The organism is Mesorhizobium sp. WSM4307 (assembly GCF_007003945.1).
Taxonomy (GTDB): Bacteria; Pseudomonadota; Alphaproteobacteria; order Rhizobiales; family Rhizobiaceae; genus Mesorhizobium.
Genome location: NZ_VFTB01000001.1, coordinates 154,660 through 181,489 on the forward strand (window position 1 = coordinate 154,660; position 26,830 = coordinate 181,489).

Genomic DNA, 26,830 nt, shown 5'->3' on the forward strand with positions numbered 1-26,830 from the left:
ATGAGCTACAATGGCAAGAAAGTTCTGGTGACAGGCGCGGATGGATTTATCGGTTCGCATCTCACTGAGGCGCTCGTCCGCAACGGCGCGGATGTCACGGCTCTGGCGCTCTACAATTCCTTCGACAGCCATGGATGGCTGGACGATTTGCCGGACAAGATCCGCAGCCAGCTGAAGCTCGTCCGCGGTGACGTCCGCGACAGCGCCTTCCTGAACCGGATCGTGCGCGGTCAGGCCGTCGTGTTTCACCTGGCCGCGCTCATTGCGATTCCATATTCCTACGCGGCTGCCCAGTCCTATGTGGAAACCAACATCCTGGGCACGGTGAACGTTCTTGAAGCGGCGCGTCAATGGGAGACGGAGCGGGTGGTGCATACCTCCACGAGCGAGGTCTATGGAACCGCCCAGACCATGCCCATCAGCGAAACGCATCCGTTGCAGGGACAGTCGCCCTATTCGGCATCCAAGATCGGCGCCGACATGATGGCGGAGTCCTACGCCAGGTCGTTCGATGTCCCCGTGGTGATCATGCGGCCCTTCAACACCTATGGTCCGCGCCAGAGTGAGCGCGCCATCGTGCCGACCATCATCCGGCAGGCCCTCGATCCGAATTGCCCCGCGATCATGGTCGGCGATACGAGCCCGATCCGTGACCTGACCTTTGTCGAAGACACCGCGGCAGCCTTCCAGACCGCGGGCCTGGCCGGGCTCGAATTCGGCCACGCCTACAATGCCGGCAGCCAACGCGCAGTGACCATCTCCGACGTATTGGATCTTGTCCTCGAACTAAGCGGTTCCAAGAAACCGGTCCATCGTGACGAAAGGCGTTTGCGGCCGCAAAATTCGGAGGTTCGCGCCTTGCTCGCCAATTCTTCGCGTTTTGAAGGCGAGACCGGGTGGCAGGCGCAGACCAGCCTGCGCGATGGGCTGGAGCGAACGATCGCATGGTGGCGCGCGCGCCTTAGTGAAGGCCGGGTACGGCGCGAAATGGGTTACATGACATGACCCTGCTCCGCCGGCACATGTTGGCACTGCTGCTGATTGCCGGTGCCATGTTCGCGACTATTCATATGATCGGGGGTCGCGAAAGCAGCGCATCGCAAACGGTGAAAAACCTGCCGGACTATCTTGGCCAAGCAACGGATCCCTGGTCCGGCGCGACTTTCGTACGGATCACCGAACCCGGAATTCTCGGCCTCGCGGGTGTCTGCGGGAAGAAATACTGCACCCACCGTTACTCGAGTGCACAGGCCTGGAATGCTGATCAGAGCCTTCTCGTGATCGTCAATGGTTGTGGTGGCATGTGCTTTCTCGACGGGCACAGCTACGTGCCATTGTTCCACCGCGACCGCTCGAATGAAACTGAATGCGAATGGCATCCAAGGGATCCCCAGCTGATGATCTGCGTTGCTGGCCGGCGGATTTCGACCTGGGCGCCACGCACAAATCATGAGGATGTCGTGTTCGACACGGCAGCCTACAGCAAACTTCAGTTCGGGCCTTACAAAGGCAATCCGAGCCGCGACGGCGACCGCATTGCGGTGCGTGCAACGCGCAATGACGGCAAAGCGGTGGTCTTCGGCTACGACCTCAAGGAGCGGCGGAAATTCCCGGATATCGATCTTACCGCGCTTCCGGGAACCACCGGCTCCTGCTCGATCTCTCCGCTCGGAATCAATATTGTGTGCTCACAGGCATTGTCGGACGACCATGAACCGACCTTCGTCTTTTCCATCGACGGCGTCTTGCAACAGAAGTGGATGGAGCACCACCGTCCCGGTCACGGCGACATGACGGTCGATGCCGACGGCAGCGAAATATATGTCGGGATCAGCAAATCGGATCCCGACATATATCAGGTGATCAAGCGCCGATTGGCCGACGGCAAGGTCACGTCGCTGATGAAATATGGCGAGGCCATGCATGCGTCGCTCAGGTCCCTGGACAGGCCCGGCTGGGTGTTTCTGAGCTATGGCGGGACGCCAGCCGAAGTATCGCAGCACCCGGACTGGGCGCCTTACGCGCAGCAGGTCATTGCGGTGCGCACGGACGGCAGCGGAGAGGTCCGCCGTATCGTGGAAACGCAGAACGCCCACTTCGACTACTGGAGCGAGACGCATGCCTCGCCCTCGCCGGACGGCTCGCAGGTGATCTGGTCGAGCAATTGGGGTGTGCCCGGTGGCCCGGTATACGATTTCGTTACCCGTGTTGAATGGCCTTCGGAGCCGGTGCCGAACCAGAAGGAGATTGTCGCAAATGGCCTTCAGTAAACGAACCGTTCTTGCCGCGGTTGCGGTGATGTCCCTGACATCGGTGGCCGCCGCAGGCGAAGCCGAGCCCTATCAACTGTCGCCTGGCGATACCGTCGAGATAGGGATAGCGCCGATCCCGGATCGAGCCCAGCGCGCCGTGGTCCAGATGGACGGCAATATCGCCCTTCCCGAAGCCGGGATGATCATGGTCGCAGGCCTCACGGCGTCTCAATTGCAGACGCGCATGCAAGCGCTTTTGCCGACCAAGATCTTTCACGTGCGTCTGGCCGATGGACGGGAGCAGATGGTTGTCGTCAAGCCAGACGACGTGACCGCCATCATCGTGGAGTATCGTCCAATCTACGTGATGGGCGACGTGCTCACCCCGGGACAACAGGCCTACCGTCCGCTCATGACCGTACGGCAGGCGCTTGCCGTCTCCGGCGGCTTCAGCCTTTTGCGGTCACGCGCGGGCCAAACAGGCCCCGATCCGGTTGATCTCAGGCGCGATTACGAAACACTTTGGGGGGATTACACCAAAGACTATTTTCACGCCGCCCGTGTCCGCGCCGAACTTCAGGGCCAGGCGGATTTCGACAAGCAGACGCCGCAGGGGTCACCTCTGTCGCCCAGCGTCGGAGCCGCGATCGCCCAGGCTGAAACCGAGGGGCTGAAGATTGCGCTGAGCGATTTCCAGCAGGAGCAGGCTTTTCTTGAGAGGGGCGAGAAGGATGCGGCCGACCAAATCGAGGTTTTGCAGAAGCGCGAACAGGTCGAGGCCGAGAGCGTGAAGGCGGATCAGGAAGACCTGGCGAAAGTAACCAAGGCGTTTGATGCAGGCAATCTGACCAACACTCGGCTCGCCGATGTCAGGCGCGCCTTGCTTCTGTCGTCGAGCGGTGCGCTGCAAACTTCGGTCGAACTCATGAGAGCGCGGCGCCAGCAGGAGGACTATGTCAGGCAGCACGAACGCAATGACAATCAAAGGAGGATTGCCTTGCTGACGGATCTGAAGGAGACCAACGCGCGGCTGGCCGATGTCACCGCCAGGCTCCACGCCGCCAGCGAGAAGCTGCAACCGACCGGTGCGTCCGCCCAGCCATTGCCGATTGCCGGCGAAACAATCCGGGCTCAGGTCACGATCGTCCGCAAGGTCGGCGATGAATGGCGCAAGCTGTCGGCTGACGAAGACACGATCGTGATGCCGGGGGATACTGTCGAAGCCAGGTTCAGCAGTGATCTGCAAAGCGCGGCAATCCAATAGGCCGCCTCAGTCGCAGTCCGATAAAATGGGTGGGGAGCCTACTTGTTCGATCAGGGTGTCGAACACAACCGAACGGGAGAGACAGGTGAGGCTCAATTCCAGGCATGGGGTGAAGCCGCCGCCGCCGAACACGGCTCACATGGCTCAGTCGGCAAGTTACGCTTTCGGTACGCCTTCAGCATCGCGAGTTCCGTGGGCAAAGCCGCAGACCGGTGAGCCCGGAATTTGGCAGGAGCTGACGTCCAACCAGCAGGTCCACACGCAGGGCGACCGGGTGTCGCACGACTACAGGGCCAGCCACTGCGCGCCGGGCTACGGCGCGCAATACAACAAAACGCACGAGTCCGGCTATTATGGCGCGCTTTGGGAGAAAATCGAAAAGCCTTTGATCCTGGACGTTCTTCGCCCAATGGGCGGAGCCGGCCGAAACTGCCTCGATTTCGCATGCGGAACAGGTCGCATCGCCAACGTTGCTGCCGGGCTCTTCGGCGAGGTGGTCGGCGTCGACGTCTCCAAATCCATGCTCGACTGCGCGCAAGTTCCGCCCAATGTGCGATTGCTTCAAATCGATATGACAACGCGGGCCCTCGGCGAGACCTTCGACGTCACAACCGCATTTCGCTTCTTCCTGAACGCCGAGGATCAACTGAAGCGGGATGCGCTGAAGGCGATAAATGAGCATCTGAAGGACGGTGGGCGACTTGTGTGTAACGTTCACATGAATGCGACTTCACCCATCGGCATGGCCTCCCGGCTGCTCAATCGGTTGTTTGGACGCACAGTTCGCCACACGCTGAGCGCGGCGACGTTCAAGGAGCTCCTGACCGCGTCGGGGTTCCTTGTCGAGGAGATGATACCTTACGGCTATCTGCCCCGGCCGGGTAACCTCTTGCCAAGGGTGTGTGAAGCGTTGATGGAGCCCTTCGAGAAGGCGTCCAGAACTCTTCACGTTCCTGGACAGCTGGCGCAACATTTCCTGATTATCGCGAAGAAGCGCTAAACGACAATCGCACACTCAATTGGCTCCGTGAAACGGCCGGGGAGCCGTTTGGCTGGGGAGCGACTCACCCTCCGAAAGGGACGGCTCGGTGTCGGTCGCACTGCCGGGAACGCGACCTCCACAGCCTTCCGGGACACCTCAAAACGGCAGTTTTCCCCTGATTTAATGCGCCAGGTCCGGGTTTTTCGGACCGGCGCCACGATTTCGCTACATTTTGACCGAAGGCCACATATGTTAGTGGGGCGTAAATTAGAAGACAATGAGGGATACGCTCCTGAAAACCCAAAAATTGACCGTGGCCAGTGGGGCCAATGAGCTTGCGCAACGATTTCTCACCGGAGGTCGCAAGCGATGAGCTCCGGAAGGATACGTTCGCCCGATCTGCGTGGCGCCATGCTCGGCGCCGTGCCCGGGCTGGTAGGCGTCGGCGTCTTCTCGGCGGTCATAAACCTTCTCGCCCTGACCGGCTCCGTCTATATGCTGCAGATCTACGACCGCGTTCTGCCTTCGCAGAGCGTTCCGACACTTGTCGGATTCACGATCGGAATGCTGGGTCTTTACGCGGTCTACGGATTGCTGGATTTCGTGCGGCTTCGCCTCCTGGTTCGAATAGGCAATCGTCTCCATAAGAATCTGCAGCAAAGGGTCTTCGGCCTCTCGCTGTCCTTACCGCTCATCGGCGGGCAGGACGCGAACCGGATACAGCCGCTGCGTGATCTGGATCAGATCCGCGGCTTCCTTTCAGGATTGGGGCCGACCGTCATCTTCGACGCGCCGTGGATACCGTTTTATCTGCTGATCATCTATCTTCTGCATCCTGCGCTCGGTCTGCTGGCAACAAGCGGCGCGATTATTGTCGTGCTGCTCACGGTGATAGCGGAAGTCCTTGGCCGCGCATCGGCGGCGCGCGCGTCCGAGACGCTGGTGTCGCAACGCAATCTTGCCGATTCTGGCCGCCGCAACGCGGAGGTTGTGCGCGCGATGGGCCTTTCCGGGCGGCTTGCCCGCCGCTGGAGCGAGATCAACCACGCCTATCTCACGCACCAGGAACGGCTTTCCGACATTGTCGGCGCCACCGGTGCCCTCTCGAGGGCGCTGCGGATGGCCTTGCAGTCCTCAGTTCTGGGACTGGGCGCCTATCTCGTGATCGGGGGGGAAGCGTCGCCAGGTGTCATCATAGCATCGTCGATACTGCTGGGCCGCTCGTTGGCTCCGGTTGACGCGGCGCTGGCAAACTGGCGAGGCTTCGCGGCTTTCCGGCAAAGCTATTCCCAACTGGCCACGGCGCTGGCTGTCGTCGGTGGGCATGAAGAAGTCATGGAACTGCCGCGCCCGCAGGCGGCGCTTGCGGTAGAGGACCTGACAATAGCGCCGCCGGGCCAGCAAAAACCGACGGTGGCCAATGTCAGTTTTACCCTGTCTGGGGGCGCGGGAATGGCCATTGTCGGCCCGAGCGGTTCTGGAAAAACGACACTTGTGCGCGCTCTGGTGGGCGTGTGGCAGCCCCTTCGCGGAAGGGTAAGGCTGGACGAAGCCTCGCTCGACCAATGGAGCCCGGAAGAGCTTGGTGCTCATGTCGGCTACCTGCCGCAGGACGTCGAACTGTTTGACGGGACGGTTGCCGATAACATTTCGCGATTTGGCGGCAACGACGACGCCAAGGGCGTGCTGGCAGCTGCCAGGGCCGCCGGCGTCGACAAGATGATCATGCGGTTGCCGAATGGTTTTCAAACACGCGTAGGCGAGGGCGGGGCAGCCTTGTCGGCCGGACAGAGGCAACTCGTTGGGCTTGCCAGGGCACTTTATGGCGACCCGTTTCTGGTCGTCCTTGACGAGCCGAATTCAAACCTGGACGTCGACGGTGATGCTGCCCTGGCCGGCGCCATCCTGGGGGTGCGCCGACGTGGGGGCATCGTCATCATTGTTGCGCACCGTCCTTCTGCCCTCAGCAATATCGACAAGGTACTCGTCATGTCGAATGGGATGCTTCACTCCTTTGGCTCGCGCGAGGAGGTCCTGGCCAATGTCATCCGGCCTTTCCCGACCCCTGCCGAACGGCAGGCGTCGGTTGTTCCGATGCAGAAAGGGGTGAGCGGTCATGCGTAAGGTGCTGTTTCATGTCTGACGCGACGATGGTTTCGTATGCTCCGTTCGATAACGGGAGCCGAAGGGCCGAGGCGAATTCGGTCGAGGCGCGCGATGATATCAGGGGCAACCTGATCCTGGGCGCGGCGGTCACGGCCATGTTGGTTGTCGGCGGCGGGCTTTGGCTCGGTTTGACCAAGATCGCCGGCGCGGTGATCGCGCCTGCCACCGTGGTGGTCGAAAGCAACATCAAGAAGGTCCAGCATCTGACGGGCGGCACGATCGGTGGCATCTTCGCGCAAGATGGCGACCATGTGCGGGCTGGCGATGTGGTGGCCAGGCTGGATGACACGCTGACGCGGGCCAACCTGCAAATAATCAGCGAGGATCTTGATCGCACAACCGTCCGGCTTGCACGGCTGGAGGCTGAGCGGCAAGGCCTGCCGGAAATGCAGCTTCCGTCCAGCCTTCAAGAACGGATGGGCGACCCGGAACTGGCTGCACTGGTCAGAGGAGAGCGCACCCTTTTCGAAAGCCGCGCAACGGCGTTGACGGGGCAGAAGGCACAGTTGCAAAGCCGCTCGAGCCAACTCGAACGCCAGATCGATGGCCTCAAGGCGCAGCAGGCCGCGGAAGACCAGTCCGTGGTCCTGCTCGACGGAGATCTTGGCGATGTCCAGGCGCTCTTTACAAAAAAATTGGTGTCCAAGGAGCGACTGAGCAACATCAGATTGGATGCCACCCGAGCGCACGGAGAATCAGGACGCCTGGCGGCGGCGGTCGCTGAGGCACAGGCCAAGATTAGCGAGACCGAACTGCAAATTCTTCAGCTGGATGAGCAAAGGCGCAGTGAAGTAACGAGCGAACTTCGTGAAACCGAAGCCAAGCAGACCGAACTCAGCGAGCGCAAGGTCGTGGCGCAAGACGAACTGACCAAAACCAACATCCGCGCTCCGCAATCGGGAACGGTGCAGGAATCGGCTATCCACACGATCGGCGGAGTGATCGCTCCGGGGGAGGTGGTCATGATGATCGTCCCCGACACCGACAACCTCGTCGTCGACGCGCTGATCCCCCCCTCGCGCATAGATGACGTTCGTCCAGGCCAGCACGTCTCGATCCGGTTTCCGGCCTTCGATGCCGGCACCACGCCTGCTTGCCAGGGGTCGGTCAAGCGCATCTCGGCGGATCTGATCAAGGATCAGCAAAAACAGCTTTCGTATTTCTCGGCGCGCATCAATGTCGAGAACAAGGCGGCCTGCCTGACCGATGCCAAGGTGCTCAAACCTGGCATGCCGGCAGAGGTTCACATAAGCACCGACGAACGCAGCGTCTGGTCTTATCTGCTGAAGCCGCTGACGGATCAGATGTCCAGGGCTTTCCGCCAATGACGTGACGAACTGTTGGAAGCGAGCCGCAAAATACGATCAGCTAGCTCCTCCTACGACGCGGTGAGCGCCCTGCGGCGGACACGGCGAGCGGTGCGCACCGCTCGCTCCGCCGTCACCGGAACCTTCTTGGCCACATCGTTCGTATGCGGCAAGGCGTTCGTGGTGCCACGGAGCCTCTCATAGGGCAGCAGTTCCCTGATCCGGGCGTTGAGCGATGCAATTTCGGCCCGCAGGTCTTCGCATTCCTGCCGGCGGATATCGAGTTGTAGCTGATCGGATGCCTGCTGCAGCGAAAGCTGTGAGAAATTGGCGGTTATCTTCGAAAGGTTCAGCTTGTCGGTCTCGGCCTCCTTGGTGAGGGCCGCCAACCTTTCGTCCGCCACCTGTTTTTCCGCCACCGCGTCGCTCCATTGAAGCTTGAGCCTGGCGATCTCGGCCGATGCCTCGCTGTTTGCGTTCGAGGCGACCTCCAGTCGCGAATGGAGGTTCTGAATCTCGGAACGCAATCCCCGGATCTCGGCACGGCTGCGTTCGAGCCCGGCATCCTTGTCCGCCTCCATGATCCTGGCGGTTTCCGTCACTTCCGACAATTTCGCCTGGGTGGCCTCGAGCGCGGTGTGGAGCCGTGCCGCTTCCTTTTCGCTCTTGCCGAGCGCACCAAGCACTTCGGAATTTCGCGCGGCTTCGTTGGCATGGATCGTGGAGAAGGCGTCCAGCCGGTGCCGCGCCTCGTCCTCTCGCTTCAGCGCCTTTTCCAGGTCGATCGACAGGCTGACATTCTTTTCACGCAACAGTTTGTTTTCGCGCGCGCGCCTGTCGGCCTCGACGGTTGCGGCGGCAAGCGTGTTTGTGAGGTCTCCGAATTCCGCTTGGTTCTTGGCGTTGGTGTTCGCGGCTTCCACAAGCTCCAGCCTTGCCGCGGCCAATGCGCCACGAAGCGCCTCGGCGTCCTGAACCAGGCTTGCCTCGCGCTGCTGCAGGGCCTCCACCATGCTTTCGCGCTCATGCTGCCTTCGGGTCAGGTCATTGACCTTGTCCGACAGGCTCTTTTGCTCTGCGGTCAGGTTTAGATTGGCCAGCTCCAGTTCGTTGGCGCGGAGAATGTCGGCATGAAGGATGTGAAAGAATTCAAAGGTCAGCTGATGTGTGCTTGCGATCTCTGACAGTTTCGCGTTGATCTCCTCGAAATGGAGCTTCGCATCGCGAAACAGCCCGTCAAAGGAACTCAAGGCAGCCATACGGCTCTGCGTATGAGAGGTCAGTCGCCGCAAGGGTTCGGGAGTGCCGGCATCTTCGGCGCCGGCATCATCCTCGGTTTGCGCGCGGTCGCCTTGTTCGCTGTTGTCGTCTGGGATGGGCGGCTCGTCCGCGGTATCGTCCATTGCCAGCGCCGACAGGTCATCCAAGCCAAGGCACTCGTCAACGGCATCAGCCAAGTCAGCTTCGAGATCCTCGAATGACTTCTCCACATTGTTGTCGGCACGTCTGATCAGATCTCTGAACTTCATGCCCTGCATCCCCCTTCCGCATGCCTGGACCCAGCAAGGCGCGGACTGAGCTTCCTTCTGTATCGAGAGATCAGTTCGGCGTCTTCGTTCAATCAAACGATGCCAGGTGCCGGCGGTTCAGCGCCTTAACGGCAACGAGTCTTCGGTCTGGCGGTCGCCGATCACCTCAACCCACCTTTGTGACCCATGCCAGGATGGCTTTTGCGTCGGATGGTCCTTCTCGTGTTCATCTCTGGTTTTTCGTTGCGTGGATCCCAGCGCCGCTCGCTTTCCGGCACGCGAGGCAGTCGGGAGCGCTTTCGCGTGCAAGCCCCAGACAGATCAAGCGGCCCGACAGCCTCTTATAGGGGGGCATCAGGCGGCCGGGCCTAACCGGCTGTTGGGTGTGTTTTGGTTTGCCGGCTGCCTCAACATGCGCCTGGGCCGACGGAAGCGCATCATTCGAACGAACTGTTCGTCGGGCGGCTTCACGCGGCCAACGACGCAAACTCCGCCACCTGGACCCACGCCACTTCGCAGCACGATGGTTTCTGGTCGCGATTAAGGCCGTAGGCTCCTTCGAATGAACGATCAGCCCGTAATCAAGGAGGGGTATCTTGCCTTCTGCGGCGATATGGCCGGAATTCTGCAGGGGCAAAACCATGTGCGGCATTGTTGGAATCGTCGGGCACGCGCAGGTTACGCCGCTCATCCTTACCACGCTGAAGCGGCTGGAATATCGCGGCTATGACTCGGCCGGCGTCGCCACCATCGAGCATGGCGAGCTCGCCCGCCGCCGCGCCGAAGGCAAGCTGGTCAACCTCGAACGCCGGCTCAAGGAGGAGCCGCTCGACGGCACGATCGGCATCGGCCACACACGCTGGGCCACCCATGGCGTGCCCAACGAGACCAACGCGCATCCGCATTTTTCCGACGGCGTCGCCATCGTCCACAACGGCATCATCGAGAACTTTTCCGAGCTGCGCGACGAGCTGGTGCGCGACGGCTATGCCTTCTCCTCGCAGACCGACACCGAGGTCGTCGCCCACCTGGTGGCGCGGGAACTCACCAAGGGGCTGAAGCCGGTCGAAGCCGCGCACCAGGCGCTGAAGCGGCTGGAAGGCGCCTTTGCGCTGGCCATCATGTTCAAGGGCGATGAGGACCTGATCGTCGGCGCCCGCAACGGCCCGCCGCTGGCCGTCGGCCATGGCGACGGCGAGATGTTCCTGGGTTCGGATGCCATCGCGCTGGCGCCGTTCACCAATTCGATCACCTATCTCGAGGATGGCGACTGGGCGGTGGTGCGCCGCGACAGCGTCGCCATCTTCGACATCGACGGCAGACAAGTCGAGCGCAAGCGCCAGCAGTCGCTGTCGACCTCCTTCATGGTCGACAAGGGCAACCGCCGGCATTTCATGGAAAAGGAAATCCATGAACAGCCCGAGGTGATCTCGCACACGCTGGCGCATTATGTCGACTTCGTCTCCGGCGTCTCGAAGCCGCTCGACCTGCCATTCGATTTCGCCAAGATCGGCCGGCTGGCAATTTCGGCCTGCGGCACCGCCTATCTCGCCGGCCTGATCGGCAAATACTGGTTCGAGCGCTATGCGCGGCTGCCGGTCGATATCGATGTCGCCTCGGAGTTCCGCTACCGCGAAATGCCGCTGTCGGCCAATGATGCCGCCTTCTTCATCTCGCAGTCGGGCGAGACCGCCGACACGCTGGCCTCGCTGCGCTATTGCCGCAAGGCCGGCATGAAGATCGGCGCCGTCGTCAATGTGCGCGAATCGACCATGGCGCGCGAATCCGACGTGGTGCTGCCGACACTCGCCGGCCCCGAGATCGGTGTCGCCTCGACCAAAGCCTTCACCTGCCAGCTCTCTGTCCTGGCCTCGCTTGCGGTGCGCGCCGGCGTGGCGCGCGGGGTGATTTCGCAGGAGCAGGAAAAGACCCTGGTGCGCGCGCTTTCGGAAGCGCCGCGCTATGCCAACCAGGTGCTCAAGCTGGAAGAGCAGATCGAGCGAATCGCGCGCGAACTGTCGCGCTACAAGGACGTGCTCTATCTCGGCCGCGACACCAATTTCCCGCTCGCCATGGAAGGCGCGCTGAAACTCAAGGAAATCTCCTATATCCACGCCGAGGGCTATGCGGCGGGCGAGTTGAAGCATGGGCCGATCGCGCTGATCGACGAGAACATGCCGGTCATCGTCATTGCGCCGCATGACCGCATTTTCGAGAAGACCGTGTCGAACATGCAGGAAGTGGCGGCGCGTGGCGGCAAGATCATCCTGATCACCGATGCCAAGGGTGCCGCACAGGTGAGCGTCAAGACGATGGAGACGATCATCCTGCCGGACGTTCCCGAAATCATCTCGCCGATCATCTACGCGCTGCCGATCCAGATGCTGGCCTATTTCGCCGCCGTGTTCATGGGCACCGACGTCGACCAGCCGCGCAATCTGGCGAAATCCGTGACGGTCGAGTGACGGCAACGTCGATGGCCCGTTATCTCGTCGAAGGGACGATCGACAAGACCTGCAGTCACTCTCAATGCCTGCGGGATCGTTCGCGGCATCTCATCGGTTCTGGTTATGCCGCGCTCTGCATGGCCGCTCTCAGCAGCATGCCATAGAGGTCGCGCGGTTCGTCCGGATCGGCCAGCAGATCGAGCTCCTCGTAAAGGCCCGTTGCCTGCAGCTGGTCGCGCACATAGCGCAGCGCCGAAAAGTCCTCGATGGCGAAGCCGACGGAATCGAACAGCGTGATCTGCTTGGCGTCCCGGCGGCCTGACGCCTGGGCGGCGATGACTTGCCAGAGCTCGGTCACCGGATGGTCGGGATCAAGCTGTTGGATTTCACCCTCGATGCGTGTCTGCGGCGGGAACTCGACGAAAATGTCGGAGCGCAGCAGGATGTCCCTGTGCAGCTCGGTCTTGCCGGGGCAATCGCCGCCGACGGCGTTGATGTGGACGCCGGCTCCGACCATGTTGTCGGTGAGAATGGTGGCGCATTGCTTGTCGGCGGTAACGGTCGTGATGATCCCGGCCCCTTCGACCGCTTCCTGCCCGGTTTCGCAGATGGTGATGTCAAACCCCATGCCAGCCAGGTTCTTGGCGCATTTCAGCGAGGCGGATCGGTCAATGTCGTAGAGCCTGAGCCGGTCGACGCCGGTCAGCGCCTTGAAGGCGATCGCCTGGAATTCCGATTGGGCGCCATTGCCGATGATGGCCATGGTGCGTGCGCCGCGCGGTGCCAGATATTTGGCCGCGACGGCGGATGTCGCGGCGGTGCGCAGCGCGGTGAGAATGGTCATTTCGGTGAGCAGCATCGGGTAGCCGCTGCCGACATCGGCAAGCACGCCGAACGCGGTGACCGTCTGCAAGCCCTGGCGCATGTTCTTGGGATGGCCGTTGACATATTTGAAGCCATAGAGCCGCCCGTCGCTCGTCGGCATCAGCTCGATGACGCCGTCATGGCTGTGTGAGGCGATGCGAGGCGTCTTGTCGAAAAGCTCCCAGCGGCGGAAATCTTCCTCGATATAGCTGGCGAGCTCGGTCAGGAAGCGCTCGACACCGATGGTGATCACCAGCTTCATCATCCGGTCGACGCTGACGAAGGGGACGATGTTCAGCTTTGCCGTGGTCATGATCAAAAGCTCCCGGAATGGCTGCGGGTCGGGCGGTCCATGATGCGGCGGCCCATCAGGCTCGCCGTCAGGTCGACCATAAGCGTCGCGGTTCGGCCACGCTCGTCCAGAAAAGGATTCAGCTCGACCAGGTCGAGACTGGAGACGAGGCCGCTGTCGGACAGCATCTCCATCACCAGATGCGCCTCGCGGAACGTCGCGCCGCCGGGAACCGTGGTGCCGACGGCCGGCGCAATCGACGGGTCGAGAAAGTCAACGTCGAGACTGACATGCAGCAGCCCGTCTTCATCAGACACGCGCGCCAGGAAGGCGCGCAGCAGCGGCGCGATACCATGCTCATCGATGGCGCGCATGTCGTGCACTGTCACGCCCGCCTGGTTGAGCGCGCTGCGCTCGGCCGGGTCGACACTGCGCAGGCCCATGGTGCAGATGCGCTTGGGGTCCACCGCCGCCGGCAGGTCCGGGAAATAGCCGCTGAAACCCGGCTGGCCGCTGGCGTAGGCGAGCGGAACACCATGCAGATTGCCGCTGGCGGTCGTGTCCAGCGTGTGGAAATCCGGATGCGCGTCGAGCCACAGCACGAACAGCGGGCGCCCGGCCTCGGCGGCGCGGCGGGCGAGGCCCGACATGGTGCCGGCCGAGATCGAATGGTCGCCGCCGAGAAAGATCGGCATGGCGTCCTCGCTCGCCGTGTAGGCCGCCGCGGCAATGGCGGATGTCCAGGCCGATATTTCGGGCAAGGCCTTCAGCGCCAGATTGCCATGCACGACGCGCCTCGCCGGCATTGGCTGGACGGCGCCCATATCCTCGACGGTGTGGCCGAGGCCGGACAGCACCTCGGCAAGCCCTGCCGTCCTCAGCGCACTCGGCCCCATTTCGCAGCCCATTCTGCCGGCGCCGTCCTGCACCGGCGCCCCGACGATCTTGCAACGCATTGTTTTTCCCGCGGCCAAAGTTCGAATGGCGAGAGGAGAACACGGCGAGCCGGCAATATGAACAGGTAGAATTGGCAATCCGAGAAGTATAACCTATCATAATGGCGGCCGAATTTATCAAAATGGGAATCCCGATGGATGCTTTGGACGAACGGCTCGTAACCTTGCTGCGGCATGACGCCCGGCGCAGCGTGTCGGACCTTGCCGTCGATCTCGGCGTCTCGCGCGCCACGGTTCGGGCACGCATGGAGAGGCTGGAACGGTCGGGCGACATCATCGGCTACACGGTGGTGCTGCGCGCCGACGCCGTCGATCAGCGCATCCGCGGCATCATGCTCATCGAGATCGAAGGCCATGCCGCCGACCGCGTGGTTCGGGCGCTGGGTGGCTTCCCGGAAGTCTCGACCATCCATACCACCAACGGTCGCTGGGATCTGGTGGTAGAGCTCGGGACGGCGTCACTGACTGATTTCGATGCGGTGCTACGGCGTATCCGATTGATACCCGGCATAACGGGCAGCGAAACGAGCCTGCTCCTGGCGACGCCGCGCACGACGCGGGCACGACTGACGTAAGCACACCTTCAATGAAGTTCTGGCGGCCGAGGACGTTCTCCCCGACGAAGCCGAGGGGAAATAGCGCGGATGTTGGCGCGGCTTATGACGGCGAGAACCTCCGCCAGACCGCGGCGTGGACGCGCTTGTATTCAGCGATCGCCTTAGCCTTCAGGCCGATGCACGGTCCCATTCTTCGCATGGGCTGATCGTATCCGTTGCGATCGACGGCGAGCGTCAGCCGAGAAGCTCGGCGGCGACTTCGAGTGTGTTGCGGAACGACGTCTCGAGATGATTCTCCATCGCCTGCGCAGCGCCCTCGGCGTCGTGTCGCTTCAGCGCGTCGAGAATGGCCTCGTGCTGCTCGATCGTCTGCTCGCCATAGCCGGGCTTGGGAATGGCGAGATAGCGGCCGCGGTCCATCTGCGCCTTGGAGATGTCGACGGCCCGCCAGATCATCGGCAGGCCGCAGATCTCGGCAATGGTGCGGTGGAAGACGTCGTCGAGTTGGATAGCGGTGGCATACCGGCCACGTGCTATGGCGAGCTTGTGCGCCGCCATATTATCCTCCAGCAGTTCGGCGGACGCCGGCGTCAGCCTGGCGGCGGCGCGCCTGGCGCTTTCCATCTCGAGCGCCCGGCGGATGACATAGGCCTCTTCCAGGTCGGCGCGGCTGATCGGTGCGACATAGGTGCCGGTCTGCGCCAGGATTTTCACCAGGCCTTCGTCGCTGATGCGCTTGACCGCTTCCCGCACCGGGGTGCGCGATACGCCGAGCGCCTCGGCGATGGCCACCTCGTTGATGACTTCACCCGGTTTCAACTGGCCGACGACAATCAGATTGCGGATCTTGTGATAGATTTGATCGCGCAGCGGCAGCGCCCGATTGAGTGTCGAAGGATCCAGCTCCATGGCAAATCCGTATCTTCGTTCGCCTGAGACGGTCAATAGAATGTCAATGCACCAGGGACAAGGGGCCTAGGGTCTCCCTAACAGCTATGAGGCATCAGCCAGATGTTTCCGGGGGTGAAGGCTCTGTTCAACGTCAATTTCGTCGCAGGCATCCGCAACGCAATAGGTCAGCGCAGACCTCTCACCTTGGTCAGAATATCTTCCGACAGCGCCGAGACGAGCGCCCTGTCGGCGCCCTTGCTGGGGATCAGGACAAACTCCACATCCTCCAACGGCGGCAGGCGCCCGGATGGAATCTCTTTCAAACCCGAGGGCGACATGCTTTGCGGTTGCACCAGAACCCCCATGCCGGCGCGGGCGGCGGCGGTCAGGCCGCTCAGGCTCCCGCATGTGCAGACAATACGCCACGGCATGCGATGCCGTTCGAGCACTTCCAGCGCAATGCTGCGCGTGACGCTCGGCGTGGGGAAGGCAATCAACGGCAAGGCCGCGAGCGACAGGACGTGTTCCGGATCGCGGGCGAGCCAGACAAGCGGCTCGCGATAGACGAGCCGGCCACGGCTGTCGCCCAGCCGACGCTTTGCCAGAACGAGATCGAGCTCGCCATTGTCCTGCATCTGGTAGAGCACGCCGCTCAACGCCACGGTCAGTTCAAGGTCAACGGATGGGTGAGACCGGACGAAATCCTCCAGCACCAGCGGCAGCCGGCTCGTCACCAGGTCCTCGGATACGCCGAGCCTCAACGTGCCCCGCAGCCTCTGTGCGGTGAAAAGCGCCTGCACCTGTCCCTCTATCGACAACAGGGTCCGGGCATGGCCGAGCAGGGCTTCGCCGTCTGGCGTCAGCACCACCTTGTGCGTATCGCGGGCCAGCAACTGCCTGCCAAGCGCGGCCTCCAGCTTGCCGATGTGCTGGCTGACGGTGGATTGCCCGAGCCCCAGCCTCTCCGCCGCGAAGGTAAAGCTTCCCATCTGCTGGACGGCGACGAAGCTGCGAAGTTGGACCAGATCGAGCATTGATATCTCAAATTACGATAACTGTTATTCCTTGTATCCCATTTCGCAATGCACGAAAAGGCAGCACTGGACTTACTCTGGAGCGAACATGTCATGCGCCGCTTTCTGCCGGACACCTTTCTGATCCTCCTGTTGTGCACCGTCGCGCTTGCGTCGCTCGCGCCGGCGACCGGGACGTTCGCGGGATGGTTCGCGATCGCGACCAATCTTGCCGTGGCGCTGCTGTTTTTCCTGCATGGTGCAAGGCTCTCGCGTGATGTCGTCGTCGCCGGCCTGATGCATTGGCGCCTGCACCTGGTGATCCTTATGACGACCTTTGGCCTGTTCCCGCTGCTGGGGCTGGCGCTTGGCTATCTGCCCGCCTCGATCCTGCCCAAGCCGCTTTATCTCGGCATTCTGTTCCTCTGTGTCCTGCCGTCGACGGTGCAGTCATCGATCGCCTTCACCTCGATCGCCGGCGGAAACGTCCCCGCGGCCATCTGCTCGGCCTCCGCCTCCAACATCTTCGGCATGTTCCTGACACCCTTGCTCGTCGGCCTGCTCTTCTCCGTCGGTGGCCATGGCGGTTTTTCGTGGGACGCGGTGAGCCAGATCCTGCTGCAGCTGCTCCTGCCTTTTGCGCTCGGACAACTGCTGGAACCGCGCATCGGCAACTGGATACGCTCCCGCAAGACACTACTGATGCCTGTCGATCGCGGCTCGATCCTGATGGTCGTCTATCTGGCCTTCAGCACGGCGGTCGCCGAGGGGCTGTGGCACATGTTCTCACTGCGCGACATTGCCGTGGTCGTTGTCGCCGACATGGTGCTGCTCGGCCTGGTGCTTGTGCTGACGACCTATGGCAGCCGGATTCTCGGCTTCGACAGGGCCGACCAGATCACGATCACCTTCTGCGGTTCGAAGAAGAGCCTGGCGAGCGGCGTGCCGATGGCCAATGTGATCTTTGCCGGCCAGGGCGTCGGCGCGATCGTTCTGCCGCTGATGCTCTTCCACCAGATACAGCTCATGGTCTGCGCCATGATCGCGCAGAAATATGCCAAGGCGGCGCACCGGCCTGCCATACTGCAAGCCGAGCCAACGGCCTCGGTGGCTTAGTACTGTCGGGCGAAAGTCTCGGCAATCGCGAGGACCGCGGCATGAATCGGTCCCGCGGTGAGGTTGGGCATGATCGAGGCGTCCACGACAAAAAGATTGTCGAGCGCCTTGAGTCGTAGATTTGCATCGACGACGGCGTCCGGGTCCTTGCCCATTCTGCAGGTGCCGCAGGGATGGTGGTGCGTGATGACCGATCGCGCGATGAAGTCGTCCATCTCGGCCGCACTGTTCAGCGCGCCTGGCAGGAGTTCGCGCTCTCGCCAACCGGCGAGTTCATCTCTGTGCCCGATGGTCCGGGCTGCCTCGAGTGCTGTGCGAAACCGCTCGCGGTCTCGGCCGGTTTGCAGGTATGCCGGGTCGATGATCAACCGATCGCCGAGCTCAGGCCCACTTATGCGCACGCTGCCGCGGCTCGTCGGGTGGGTGATGCCGAACAGCAGCGAGTAGGCGGTGCCTGCGGCGGGTGCCTTGAAGCGTTCCGACACGATCGGCGCGACACCGCAGCCAACGACAATTTCAGGCTGCCCGGCGGCGGTGAAGCTGTCAGCCCGCATATAGGCCATCGATTCCGAATGTTGGAGGCGCGATGGCGGCACCGGTTTGCGGGCCGCGTAAAGGTTGCCGGCGCCAAGCAGGTGATCCTGGAGGTTTCGACCGATGTCAGGCATATCGATCTGGCAGTCGACCCCCGCTGCATCGAGCACATCGCGCGGACCGATGCCCGAACGCATCAGCAAGGCCGGACTTTCCAGCGCTCCGGCACAAAGCACAATCTGATCCGCAAACACTTCGACCGAACCCTGTCGCCCCACGACCTCGAGGCTGCGGACCTGATTGCCCTCCAGCTTGAGCCGCCGCACCCGGGTGCCCGTGAGGATGGTCAGGTTCTCGCGGCCTCGAACCGCCTTTGTGAGCCAGGCATCCGCCGCCGTAACCCGGCGCCCGTCGTGAATGTTCAAGGAGTTCGGGGTGACGCCGATCATCTCTCCGCTGTTGTGGCCTTCAAGGCGAGGCAGACCCAACGATGCGCCTGCCTCGATGAAGGCGCGAGCAAGCGGACTGACTTCGTCCGCCGGCAAATGGATCGGCAAAGGCCCGCCCTTGCCGTGAAGGCCGTCGCCACCAAGCGGGTGGTCTTCGATAGCCTGGAAAACGGGCATAAGTTCATCCCAACTCCATCGGCGATCCTCGGTTGCATCAACCCAGGCCTGGAAGTCTGACGGATGACCGCGCATATAGCCCATCGCGTGCAGGCAACTCGAGCCGCCGATCAACCGCCCGCGCGCCCAATGATGTACCCGGCCCGCGGTGCCGGCTTGCGGCTCCGTGCGATAGTCCCAATCGTAGCTGCGGCCCTGAAGCGCCGGCCAGGCAGCGGGGTTCCAGATGTCCGGGTCCGTCGGCTCCTCGCCGGCCTCGATCAGCAGAACGCGGCTGCCTGGATCTTCGCTCAGCCGCGCGGCAAGCAACGACCCGGCCGACCCGCCACCTACGATGACGATGTCGCAATTCGGTGCGTGCTCAACATTGGCCCCGGTCATCGCCACTCCATCTGCCACTAGCCGGTTGCGATAGTCGTCATGTCTGACACCGACACGGAGAAACCCCGCGCATCGATCCGCCTTTGGCCGATCCGAAACGTCATGAAGGACTTCGAGTCTTCAGACGGAACCTCAGTCCATCGAAGAACTCAAATCCCGTTGTCCATGGATATCTTCGCTGCCGCTTTCGCCCTCAAGACGTGCTGCTTCGAGGCTTTGCGGGCGGCTTTCTCGTCGCCGGCGGCGATGGATTCGAATATCTCCCTCATCTCCGCCAAGCTGCTTTGTGCTCTGCCCTCCAGCGACATCGATCGTCCTCGAAAGAAGCTGATCCGCGCCACCAGACCGCGGTGGACTTCCTCCAGGATCGGGTTGCCGCAATTGGCGAGTATGATCGAATAGAAATCCGCGGCGGTCATCACCTGCGCCAGGCTGTCGTTGCTGGAAGCCGCCTCTTCGAATGCGGAAAGCGATTTCTCGAGTTCACGCAACTGTTCCGGAGAAATCCTTAGCGCGCATCGTCCCGCCGCCTCGACTTCCAGCAACTCTCGAACCTCGTAGATGGCGGTTGCCACCTCCCAGGAAAGTGCCGGTATCGACGGCCCGCGGTTGGGCACGATCTCGATCAGGCGCTCGGCCTCAAGACTGCGCAAAGCCTCCCTCAGCGAGGGGCGGCTGATGCCGAGTTGTGTGCACAGTTGACTTTCGATGAGGCGGCTACCCGGCTGAAACAACCCGGAGAAGATCGCCAGCCGTAACTTGTCGACGGTCTCCCGTTGCACTGTCCGTGGCGAAATTCGCAAATTCAAATCTGGGGGCATTGGTAACGTCTCATGGCCTTTGAGTCGCAAAACTGAAGCAGCATACGCCACGCCGTGCAAATTTGACAGCAGGATAGCCAGATTGTCAAATATGAAGATTGTCAGACAATCGGCTTGACGTGACCCCAGTCTGTATGATCCTTTTGCGGGAGACGAGCGAGGCGAGGATCCAAGGATCATGGACATGGCGGCAGACATGGCTTCCGACCACTTCATCTCGCGACGCGTCGACATTGGCCGCATCACCTTGAACGTGCGCCAGAGGGGCAGCGGCCCCTTGATGCTGTTCTTCCACGGCATCACCTCCAACTCCGCCGTCTTCGAGCCCTTGATGGCTCGGCTCTCGGACCGGTTTACGACGATTGCGGTTGACCAGAGGGGGCATGGCCTCAGCGACAAGCCGGAAACCGGCTACGAGGCGAATGACTACGCGCACGACATCGCCTGCCTGATACGCACGCTCGATCGCGGCCGTGCCATCCTCGTCGGACATTCGCTTGGTGCTCGAAATTCGGTCGCGGCCGCGGCGAAATACCCGGATCTGGTGCGATCGGTCGTCGCGATCGACTTTACGCCGTACATCGAGACCGATGCCTTGGACGCGTTGGAAGCGCGCGTGAACGCGGGGAGCCAGCTTTTCGAGAATGTGAAGGCCGTCGAAGCATACCTCGCCGGCCGCTATCCGAACATTCCCGCCGACGCCATCAAGATCAGGGCTGAAAGCGGCTATCAGCCGGTCGACGGCGGATTGCGTCCATTGGCATCGCCCGCGGCAATGGCGCAGACCGCCAAAGGCCTGCGATCGGATCTGGTGCCCGCCTACCGAGATGTGACGAAGCCCGTCCTCATCGTTCGAGGTGAGGCGAGCAAGTTGGTTTCGGCGGCGGCACTGGCGAAGACATGCCGGCTGCGGCCTGACCTGCCCGTCGTCGTCGTGCCGGGCGCCGACCACTACGTCAACGAGGTATCTCCCGAGATCACGTTGAAAGCCATCACCAACTTCATAGACGCTTGACGGCCGAGCGCCGTCTTCTTGCACGCAGCATCAGGATAGAAAATGGCCAGTGTAAACAAAACTCCGGGCAAAACGCGTCGTGCCGAGGTCGCCGGCGGCGGCTTTGCAGGCCTGACAGCCGCCATCGCTCTCAAGCAGAATGGTTGGGATGTCAGGCTGCACGAAAAGAGTTCGGAACTGCGGGCATTCGGCGCGGGCATCTATCTCTGGCACAACGGCCTTCGCGTGCTCGAAGGGCTGGGCGCCCTTGACGGTGTTCTCCAGGGCTCGCACACGCCTCCGACCTACGAGACCTGGATGCACAACAAGTCGGTTTCCAAGGAGACGTTCAACGGTCTCCCCTGGCGCATCATGACCCGCAGCCACCTGCACGATGCGCTGGTCAACCGGGCCCGTGCCCTGGGTGTCGACATCCGCGTCAATTCCGAGGCGGTTGGCGCCGATCCGGAAGGGCGCTTGACCCTCCAGACCGGCGAGGTTCTCGAAGCCGACTTGATCGTCGGCGCCGATGGCGTCGGCTCCAAGGTCAGGGATTCCATCGGCTTCAAACAGGATCGCTGGGTTTCGAAAGATGGTCTCATCCGGCTGATTGTCCCGCGCATGAAGAAAGAGCTCGGCCATGGCGAGTGGGACAACACCATTGACATGTGGAACTTCTGGCCGCGTGTTCAGCGAATTCTCTATTCGCCCTGCAATGAGAATGAACTCTATCTCGGCTTGATGGCTCCGGCCGCCGATCCTCGTGGATCGAGCGTGCCGATCGATCTCGAAGTTTGGGTCGAGATGTTTCCTTTCCTGGAGCCGTGCCTGATCGAGGCGGCCAAGCTGAAAACCGCCAGGTACGACAAGTACGAAACGACCAAGCTGGATAGCTGGACAAGAGGCAAGGTCGCCCTCGTGGGGGATGCCGCGCATGCCATGTGCCCGGCTCTTGCCCAGGGCGCCGGTTGCGCGATGGTCAACGCCTTCAGCCTGTCGCAGGACCTGGAAGAGGGCTCTTCGGTCGAGGATGCGCTTGTCGCTTGGGAGACGCGCATTCGCCCGATCACGGATCGCTGCCAGGCCCTGTCTGGCGACTATGCGGCGAACCGCTCGCTCTCGAAAGGAAACATGTTCACGCCGGCGGCGCTGGAAGCCGCCCGCTACGACCCGCTGCGCCGTGTCTACTCGTGGCCGCAGTAGCGTCGGGCCAGCCGGTCAAGGAATTAATCGGTGCGCGCGGAAACAGCGCGCGCCTTTCAGGAGATAAAGATGAATTATTCCAGTGAAGTCGAAAGAGATTATGATGTCAGGGGATGGTACTCCTCGGTCCAGGAAAGCCGGCATGACGGCGGCACGCCTGGCGAAACCCTCGTCAAAGTCGCGACTGGCGTTGTCATACGCAATCCCTTCGCCGGAAAGTTCGTCGCCGAACTGTCCGATCTGACCAATCCGAGTGCAGCGATCGGTCATGCGCTCGGCGAGAGGGCCGTGGCGCTGCTCGGCAACAGGCCGGTCGAAAGCTATGGTAAGGGCGGTATCGCGGGTACATCAGGCGAACAGGAACATGTCGTCGCCTGCATCACCACGGTGTTCGGAGATCCGCTGCGGCAGCAGGTGGGGGGCGGCAAGGCCTGGATCTCGTCGGTCAGCAAGGTCGCTGTCGCCGGCACGACCATCGATATCCCGCTTGCCCACAAGGACGAGCTCTATATCCGTTCCCACTACGATGCCGTTACCTTTTCCGTGCCGGATGCTCCGCGCCCGGACGAACTTCTGATCTGCGTCGCCGTCGCATCGGGTCCGCGCGTGCACCAGCGCGTCGGCGGCAAATCCGTCGCCGACCTCAAGGCCGGCGCCTAGTTCGATCGAATTGCTGAAAGGACGAATTCCATGCCCCTGAACATCAAGGACCTCAAGATCACGTCCGCGGATTTCCAGCCGCTCGGGAAAATGCGAGACGAGCATGCCGGCGACAAGGGCAACGTATTGCCCAGGCTCAGGGTCAGCGGCGTCCCGGCAGGGACGAAGGAGCTCGCGGTCATCTGCCACGATCCCGACGCGCCCCTGCCCAACGGCTTCACGCATTGGGTCGTCTACGGCATCGATCCGTCGACCACGGATCTTTCTGGAGCACAGGAAAAGTTCCGCGTGGGACCCAACGGCGCCGGCGGCAAGCAATATTACGGGCCTCAGCCCCCCGCTGGCCATGGAGAGCATCACTACTACTTCTGGGTCTACGCCCTGGACACGAAGGTCGAGGGGACGCCCACCAGGGAGGAGTTCCTGCAGAAATATGCCGGCAACATCATCGAGCAGAACCGGATCGTCGGCATCTACGAAAACAAGTGAAATCCACGGCCCTGGCGACCGACAACAACAACAAGAATGGTCGCCATCGCCGCAATGGGAGAATTTGGAAATGACAGACAACAGCCCCGCGCGTCAGAAGGTCTTCGCGGAACTCGTCACGGCAACGAAGATACTTCTCAACGAAGGCATCCTGGATACGTTCGGGCACATCAGTGCCCGGGACCCTGAGGATCCCCAGAGTTTCTTCCTGGCTCAGAAGCTTGCTCCGAGCCTGATAACGGTCGATGACATCCTGCGTTTCAATCTCGACGGCGAGACCTCGGACAACCGGCCGTCCTATCTGGAGCGCTATATTCACAGCGAGATCTACAAGGCGCGGCCGGACGTTCAGTGCGTGCTCCACAGTCATTCGCCGGCCGTCCTGCCCTATTGCTTCACCGACCAGCCGCTGCGGCCCGTGACCCATATGGGTGCTTTCCTTGGCGACGCCGTCCCGGTCTATGAGATACGCGACAAGCAGGGAGACGACACCGATCTCTTTGGCGGCAGCCGGAGCGTCTGCGGGGACATCGCTGAAAGCCTCGGGAACTATCCCGTCGTGCTCATGGCGCGCCATGGCGTCGTGAATGTGGGCAATTCCGTCCGGGAAGTGGTGTTCCGGGCCTTCTATCTCGAACAGAACGCCGCGGCACAGACAGCCGGCCTGCAGATCGGCACCATCAAATATCTGTCGCCGGGCGAGATCAAGACGGCAGGAAAACTCGTCGGCGCCCAGATCGATCGCGGGTGGGATCACTGGTCGCAGCGCCTCAGGCAAGCGGGTCTCGCCTGATGTCCGTCGGGCTTTGAACATCAGCTGGAAAAGCTTGGTGTCGGCCAGGCTTTTCCAGCCTCAATCGCAATAGTTCTCTGACGCCGGGCGTCGGACGAAAGCAATGAAGCCATGCCGCACGCGGGAAGTTACGATTACATCATCGTTGGAGCCGGATCGGCCGGTTGCGTGCTCGCCAACCGGCTGAGCGCCGATCCGCGATGTTCGGTGCTGTTGCTGGAGGCCGGCGGCTGGGACCGCGATCCGATGATCCACATCCCGCTTGGCTGGGGCAAGATTCTGACCGAGCGCCGCCATGACTGGATGTATTTCTGCGAGCCGGAAGACAATGTCGGCGGACGCAGGGTCGAGTGCGCGCGCGGCAAGGTCATTGGCGGATCATCGTCGACCAACGCCATGGCCTATGTGCGGGGAAATCGCGGCGACTACGATCGCTGGGCAGCAACAGGGCTCAGCGACTGGTCGTACGACAAGGTGCTGCCGTATTTCCGCAAGCAGGAAAGCTGGGAAGGGGGCGCGGACCAGTATCGCGGTGGCAATGGCCCGGTCAGCACCCAGTTCTGCCGCTACAAGGACACGCTGATCGACGCCTTCGCGCAAGCCAGCGTGCAGGCAGGCTATGAGCAGACGAAGGACTACAATGGCGAGCGGCAGGAAGGTTTCGGCCGCCTCCAGATGACGATTGCGAAAGGTCGGCGCGCCTCGACCGCGTCAGCCTATCTGCGGCCGGTGCTGAAGCGGCCCAACCTGACCGTTCTGACGGAAGCGAGCGCAACCAGGATCGTGCTGGAGGGTGCGCGCGCCACCGGCGTCACCATCAACCATCGCGGCGGCGAGCGCACGATTGTCGCCCGCAAGGAAGTGCTGCTTTCCGGTGGCGTGATCAACACGCCGCAACTCATGATGCTGTCGGGCATCGGGGCGCAGGATGAGCTTGCCGCGCACGGTATCCAGACGCGGGTCAACCTGCCGGCGGTCGGCAAGAACCTGCAGGATCACGTCTCGGTCATTCTCATGTACCGGCGCCGCGCTCCGGGCGGCCCTTTCCTGCGCAACATGCGTGCCGATCGGATCGGCTTCGATTTCGTCAAGACCTACCTGACGGGTCGCGGTTTTTCCGGCGACGTACCCGGCGGGGTTGTCGCCTTCCTCAAGAGCGGTCCGGCGCGACCCTTGCCGGATGTGCAGCTGCTCTTCACGGCGGCGCCGCTCGCGGCATGGCCATACTTGAAGCCGTTCAAGGCGCCGTTTGCGGACGGCTTCGCAACGCGCATCGTGGCGACACAGCCCGAAAGCCGGGGAGCGGTGAAACTGGCCTCGGCCGATCCTTCCGCGGCGCCCCTGATCCACCAGAATTTCCTCGCCTCGCCGAAGGATTGGGAGTCGCTTCGGGCCGGCTTCCGGGTGGCAAGGGATCTGGCCGCGCAGCCCTCCATGCAGCCCTTCATCGAGGCGGAGTTCTTTCCCGGCCCGAAGTGCCAGAGCGACGACGAGATCGACGAGCATATCCGCAAGACCTCCATCACCGTGCATCATCCGGCCGGGACCTGCCGGATGGGGGCCGATGCGGCCTCGGTCGTCGACCCGCAACTGCGGGTTCGCGGCGTCGCCGGGCTTAGAGTGGTGGACGCTTCCGTCATGCCCGACCTGATCTGCGGAAACATCAACGCGGCAGTGATCATGATTGCCGAAAAGGCCGCCGACCTCATCGCGAGCTCAAAAGAAAGCAGGGCAGTGCAATGATCCGAAATATCGCCATCATCGGCCTGGGTACGATGGGACCGGGCATGGCCGCCCGGCTCGCCAGAGGCGGCCTGCAGGTGGTCGCCTGCGATGTTGCCCCGGCAGCGATAGAGCGCGCGCGATCCATGCTGAGCGTGGCCGAGACCGTTCTCGACGCCTTGGGCATCGCGCCGCCGTCGGCCGGCGTCGGGACGGTTCGCTTCACCGACGATATCGGCGATGCGGTATCCGGCGCCGACCTCGTCATCGAGAACGTTCCTGAAAACATTTCGGTCAAGGCCGATGTCTATCGCACCATCGACAGTCTGATTGCCTCCGACACGATCGTCGCGTCCGACACGTCGGGTATCCCGATCACCAAGCTGCAGGCGCATATCTCGCATCCCGAGCGGATGGTCGGCATGCACTGGTCGAACCCGCCGCACATCATCCCGATGATCGAGGTGATCGCCGGCGAGACGACCGCGCCGCAAACCGTGGCGACGATCCGCGATCTCATCCGCTCGATCGGCTTGCTGCCGGTGGTGGTGAAGAAGGACGTCCCCGGTTTCGTCGAAAACCGCGTGCTCTATGCGCTGCTTCGCGAGGCGGTCGACCTCGTCGAGCGCGGCGTCATCGATCCGGAAGATCTCGACACATGCGTGTCCTGGGGCATCGGGTACAAGATCGCCGTGATCGGGCCGATGGCGCTGCTCGATATGGCGGGGCTGGATATCTACAAGTCCGTCTCGTCCTTCCTCAACGCCGATCTCTCCAATCGCGACGATGTCGCGCCCATGGTGCTGGAAAAGACCAACGCGTCGAAGTTCGGCATCAAGTCGGGCGAGGGCATGTTCTCCTATACGCCCGAGCAGACCAAGGCGCTGCAAGGCGAGAGGGCGCGCAAACTCGTCGCGGTGCGACGCATCCTGGAAGGCCGGGAGTAGCCAATGGTCTATCGAGCTCACAAA

The 26,830-nt window shown here is 62.2% G+C and carries 23 protein-coding genes and 1 pseudogene; 16 read left to right on the forward strand and 8 right to left on the reverse strand.

The annotated features are described in order from the left end of the window. The 6 genes from FJV83_RS00650 (at position 1) to FJV83_RS00675 (ending at position 7,992) form a co-directional block, all read left to right on the forward strand. Positions 1–1,005 carry an NAD-dependent epimerase/dehydratase family protein gene (locus FJV83_RS00650; protein WP_142887175.1) on the forward strand — a complete coding sequence of 335 codons (1,005 nt, stop codon included), beginning with the start codon at positions 1–3 and terminating at the stop codon, positions 1,003–1,005. Beyond that, positions 1,002–2,270, forward strand: coding sequence for a hypothetical protein (locus FJV83_RS00655; protein WP_095776086.1), 1,269 nt, complete (start codon positions 1,002–1,004; stop codon positions 2,268–2,270). The genes FJV83_RS00650 and FJV83_RS00655 overlap by 4 nt, the downstream gene beginning before the upstream one ends. Further along, entirely contained in the window at positions 2,257–3,516 is a 1,260-nt protein-coding gene (locus FJV83_RS00660; RefSeq protein ID WP_095776085.1) for a polysaccharide biosynthesis/export family protein, read from the forward strand. The genes FJV83_RS00655 and FJV83_RS00660 overlap by 14 nt, the downstream gene beginning before the upstream one ends. Positions 3,517–3,601: 85 nt before the next feature. Further along, complete coding sequence (locus tag FJV83_RS00665; protein WP_246691763.1) at positions 3,602–4,516, forward strand: class I SAM-dependent methyltransferase; 915 nt, start codon at positions 3,602–3,604, stop codon at positions 4,514–4,516. A 351-nt stretch (positions 4,517–4,867) separates the two neighbouring features. Then, positions 4,868–6,622, forward strand: a complete 1,755-nt coding sequence (locus FJV83_RS00670; protein WP_095776083.1) for a type I secretion system permease/ATPase — start codon at positions 4,868–4,870, stop codon at positions 6,620–6,622. 26 nt (positions 6,623–6,648) lie between these two features. Continuing rightward, positions 6,649–7,992 carry an HlyD family type I secretion periplasmic adaptor subunit gene (locus tag FJV83_RS00675; protein ID WP_095776082.1) on the forward strand — a complete coding sequence of 448 codons (1,344 nt, stop codon included), beginning with the start codon at positions 6,649–6,651 and terminating at the stop codon, positions 7,990–7,992. A gap of 50 nt (positions 7,993–8,042) precedes the next feature. On the opposite strand, the gene FJV83_RS00680 is transcribed toward FJV83_RS00675, so the two are convergent. After that, complete coding sequence (locus FJV83_RS00680; RefSeq protein WP_095790611.1) at positions 8,043–9,500, reverse strand: hypothetical protein; 1,458 nt, start codon at positions 9,498–9,500, stop codon at positions 8,043–8,045. A gap of 641 nt (positions 9,501–10,141) precedes the next feature. Here FJV83_RS00680 and glmS point away from each other — a divergent pair. Continuing rightward, positions 10,142–11,965 (forward strand): glutamine--fructose-6-phosphate transaminase (isomerizing), encoded by a 1,824-nt coding sequence (gene glmS / locus FJV83_RS00685; RefSeq protein ID WP_142887174.1) that lies wholly within the window; start codon positions 10,142–10,144, stop codon positions 11,963–11,965. A gap of 103 nt (positions 11,966–12,068) precedes the next feature. Here the strand turns inward: glmS and FJV83_RS00690 are convergent, their stop codons facing one another. Together FJV83_RS00690 and rocF are read right to left on the reverse strand one after the other, a co-directional pair. Then, on the reverse strand, positions 12,069–13,124 hold the full coding sequence (locus tag FJV83_RS00690) for an ornithine cyclodeaminase (RefSeq protein WP_095771416.1): 1,056 nt from the start codon (positions 13,122–13,124) through the stop codon (positions 12,069–12,071). Positions 13,125–13,126: 2 nt separating this feature from the next. Continuing rightward, positions 13,127–14,059 (reverse strand): arginase, encoded by a 933-nt coding sequence (rocF, locus tag FJV83_RS00695; protein WP_095794007.1) that lies wholly within the window; start codon positions 14,057–14,059, stop codon positions 13,127–13,129. A gap of 134 nt (positions 14,060–14,193) precedes the next feature. Here rocF and FJV83_RS00700 point away from each other — a divergent pair, with 134 nt between their 5' ends. Beyond that, on the forward strand, positions 14,194–14,634 hold the full coding sequence (locus FJV83_RS00700; RefSeq protein WP_095771477.1) for an Lrp/AsnC family transcriptional regulator: 441 nt from the start codon (positions 14,194–14,196) through the stop codon (positions 14,632–14,634). Positions 14,635–14,702: 68 nt separating this feature from the next. On the opposite strand, the pseudogene FJV83_RS36805 reads toward FJV83_RS00700, so the two are convergent. From FJV83_RS36805 to FJV83_RS00715, 3 genes and pseudogenes are all read right to left on the reverse strand, one after another. Then, positions 14,703–14,815, reverse strand: a pseudogene (locus tag FJV83_RS36805) (L-rhamnose mutarotase); the annotation flags it as partial. 35 nt (positions 14,816–14,850) lie between these two features. Next, on the reverse strand, positions 14,851–15,525 hold the full coding sequence (locus FJV83_RS00710) for a GntR family transcriptional regulator (protein ID WP_095794008.1): 675 nt from the start codon (positions 15,523–15,525) through the stop codon (positions 14,851–14,853). 167 nt (positions 15,526–15,692) lie between these two features. Beyond that, on the reverse strand, positions 15,693–16,541 hold the full coding sequence (locus FJV83_RS00715) for a LysR substrate-binding domain-containing protein (RefSeq protein WP_095794009.1): 849 nt from the start codon (positions 16,539–16,541) through the stop codon (positions 15,693–15,695). A 93-nt stretch (positions 16,542–16,634) separates the two neighbouring features. On the opposite strand from FJV83_RS00715, the gene FJV83_RS00720 reads away from it, so the two are divergent. Then, positions 16,635–17,636, forward strand: a complete 1,002-nt coding sequence (locus tag FJV83_RS00720) for a bile acid:sodium symporter family protein (protein ID WP_246691764.1) — start codon at positions 16,635–16,637, stop codon at positions 17,634–17,636. Here the strand turns inward: FJV83_RS00720 and FJV83_RS00725 are convergent. Together FJV83_RS00725 and FJV83_RS00730 are read right to left on the reverse strand one after the other, a co-directional pair. Next, positions 17,633–19,177, reverse strand: coding sequence for a GMC family oxidoreductase (locus tag FJV83_RS00725; protein ID WP_185973473.1), 1,545 nt, complete (start codon positions 19,175–19,177; stop codon positions 17,633–17,635). The genes FJV83_RS00720 and FJV83_RS00725 overlap by 4 nt on opposite strands. Positions 19,178–19,326: 149 nt before the next feature. Further along, positions 19,327–19,998 carry a GntR family transcriptional regulator gene (locus FJV83_RS00730; RefSeq protein WP_010914325.1) on the reverse strand — a complete coding sequence of 224 codons (672 nt, stop codon included), beginning with the start codon at positions 19,996–19,998 and terminating at the stop codon, positions 19,327–19,329. A gap of 178 nt (positions 19,999–20,176) precedes the next feature. Here FJV83_RS00730 and FJV83_RS00735 point away from each other — a divergent pair, with 178 nt between their 5' ends. The 7 genes from FJV83_RS00735 (at position 20,177) to fhmpcd1 (ending at position 26,806) form a co-directional block, all read left to right on the forward strand. Continuing rightward, positions 20,177–21,013 (forward strand): alpha/beta hydrolase, encoded by an 837-nt coding sequence (locus FJV83_RS00735; RefSeq protein ID WP_142887171.1) that lies wholly within the window; start codon positions 20,177–20,179, stop codon positions 21,011–21,013. A gap of 42 nt (positions 21,014–21,055) precedes the next feature. Then, complete coding sequence (locus FJV83_RS00740; protein ID WP_095794013.1) at positions 21,056–22,195, forward strand: NAD(P)/FAD-dependent oxidoreductase; 1,140 nt, start codon at positions 21,056–21,058, stop codon at positions 22,193–22,195. A 69-nt stretch (positions 22,196–22,264) separates the two neighbouring features. After that, positions 22,265–22,855 carry an amino acid synthesis family protein gene (locus FJV83_RS00745; RefSeq protein WP_095790561.1) on the forward strand — a complete coding sequence of 197 codons (591 nt, stop codon included), beginning with the start codon at positions 22,265–22,267 and terminating at the stop codon, positions 22,853–22,855. 30 nt (positions 22,856–22,885) lie between these two features. Continuing rightward, positions 22,886–23,344: a YbhB/YbcL family Raf kinase inhibitor-like protein gene (locus FJV83_RS00750; RefSeq protein WP_095790562.1), complete on the forward strand. Its 459-nt coding sequence runs from the start codon at positions 22,886–22,888 to the stop codon at positions 23,342–23,344. Positions 23,345–23,414: 70 nt separating this feature from the next. Beyond that, complete coding sequence (locus FJV83_RS00755; protein WP_142887170.1) at positions 23,415–24,137, forward strand: class II aldolase/adducin family protein; 723 nt, start codon at positions 23,415–23,417, stop codon at positions 24,135–24,137. 111 nt (positions 24,138–24,248) lie between these two features. Further along, positions 24,249–25,880 carry a choline dehydrogenase gene (locus FJV83_RS00760; protein WP_142887169.1) on the forward strand — a complete coding sequence of 544 codons (1,632 nt, stop codon included), beginning with the start codon at positions 24,249–24,251 and terminating at the stop codon, positions 25,878–25,880. After that, on the forward strand, positions 25,877–26,806 hold the full coding sequence (fhmpcd1, locus tag FJV83_RS00765; RefSeq protein ID WP_095771404.1) for a 5-formyl-3-hydroxy-2-methylpyridine 4-carboxylate 5-dehydrogenase: 930 nt from the start codon (positions 25,877–25,879) through the stop codon (positions 26,804–26,806). Before FJV83_RS00760 ends, fhmpcd1 begins: the two co-directional genes overlap by 4 nt. Positions 26,807–26,830: the final 24 nt, after the last annotated feature.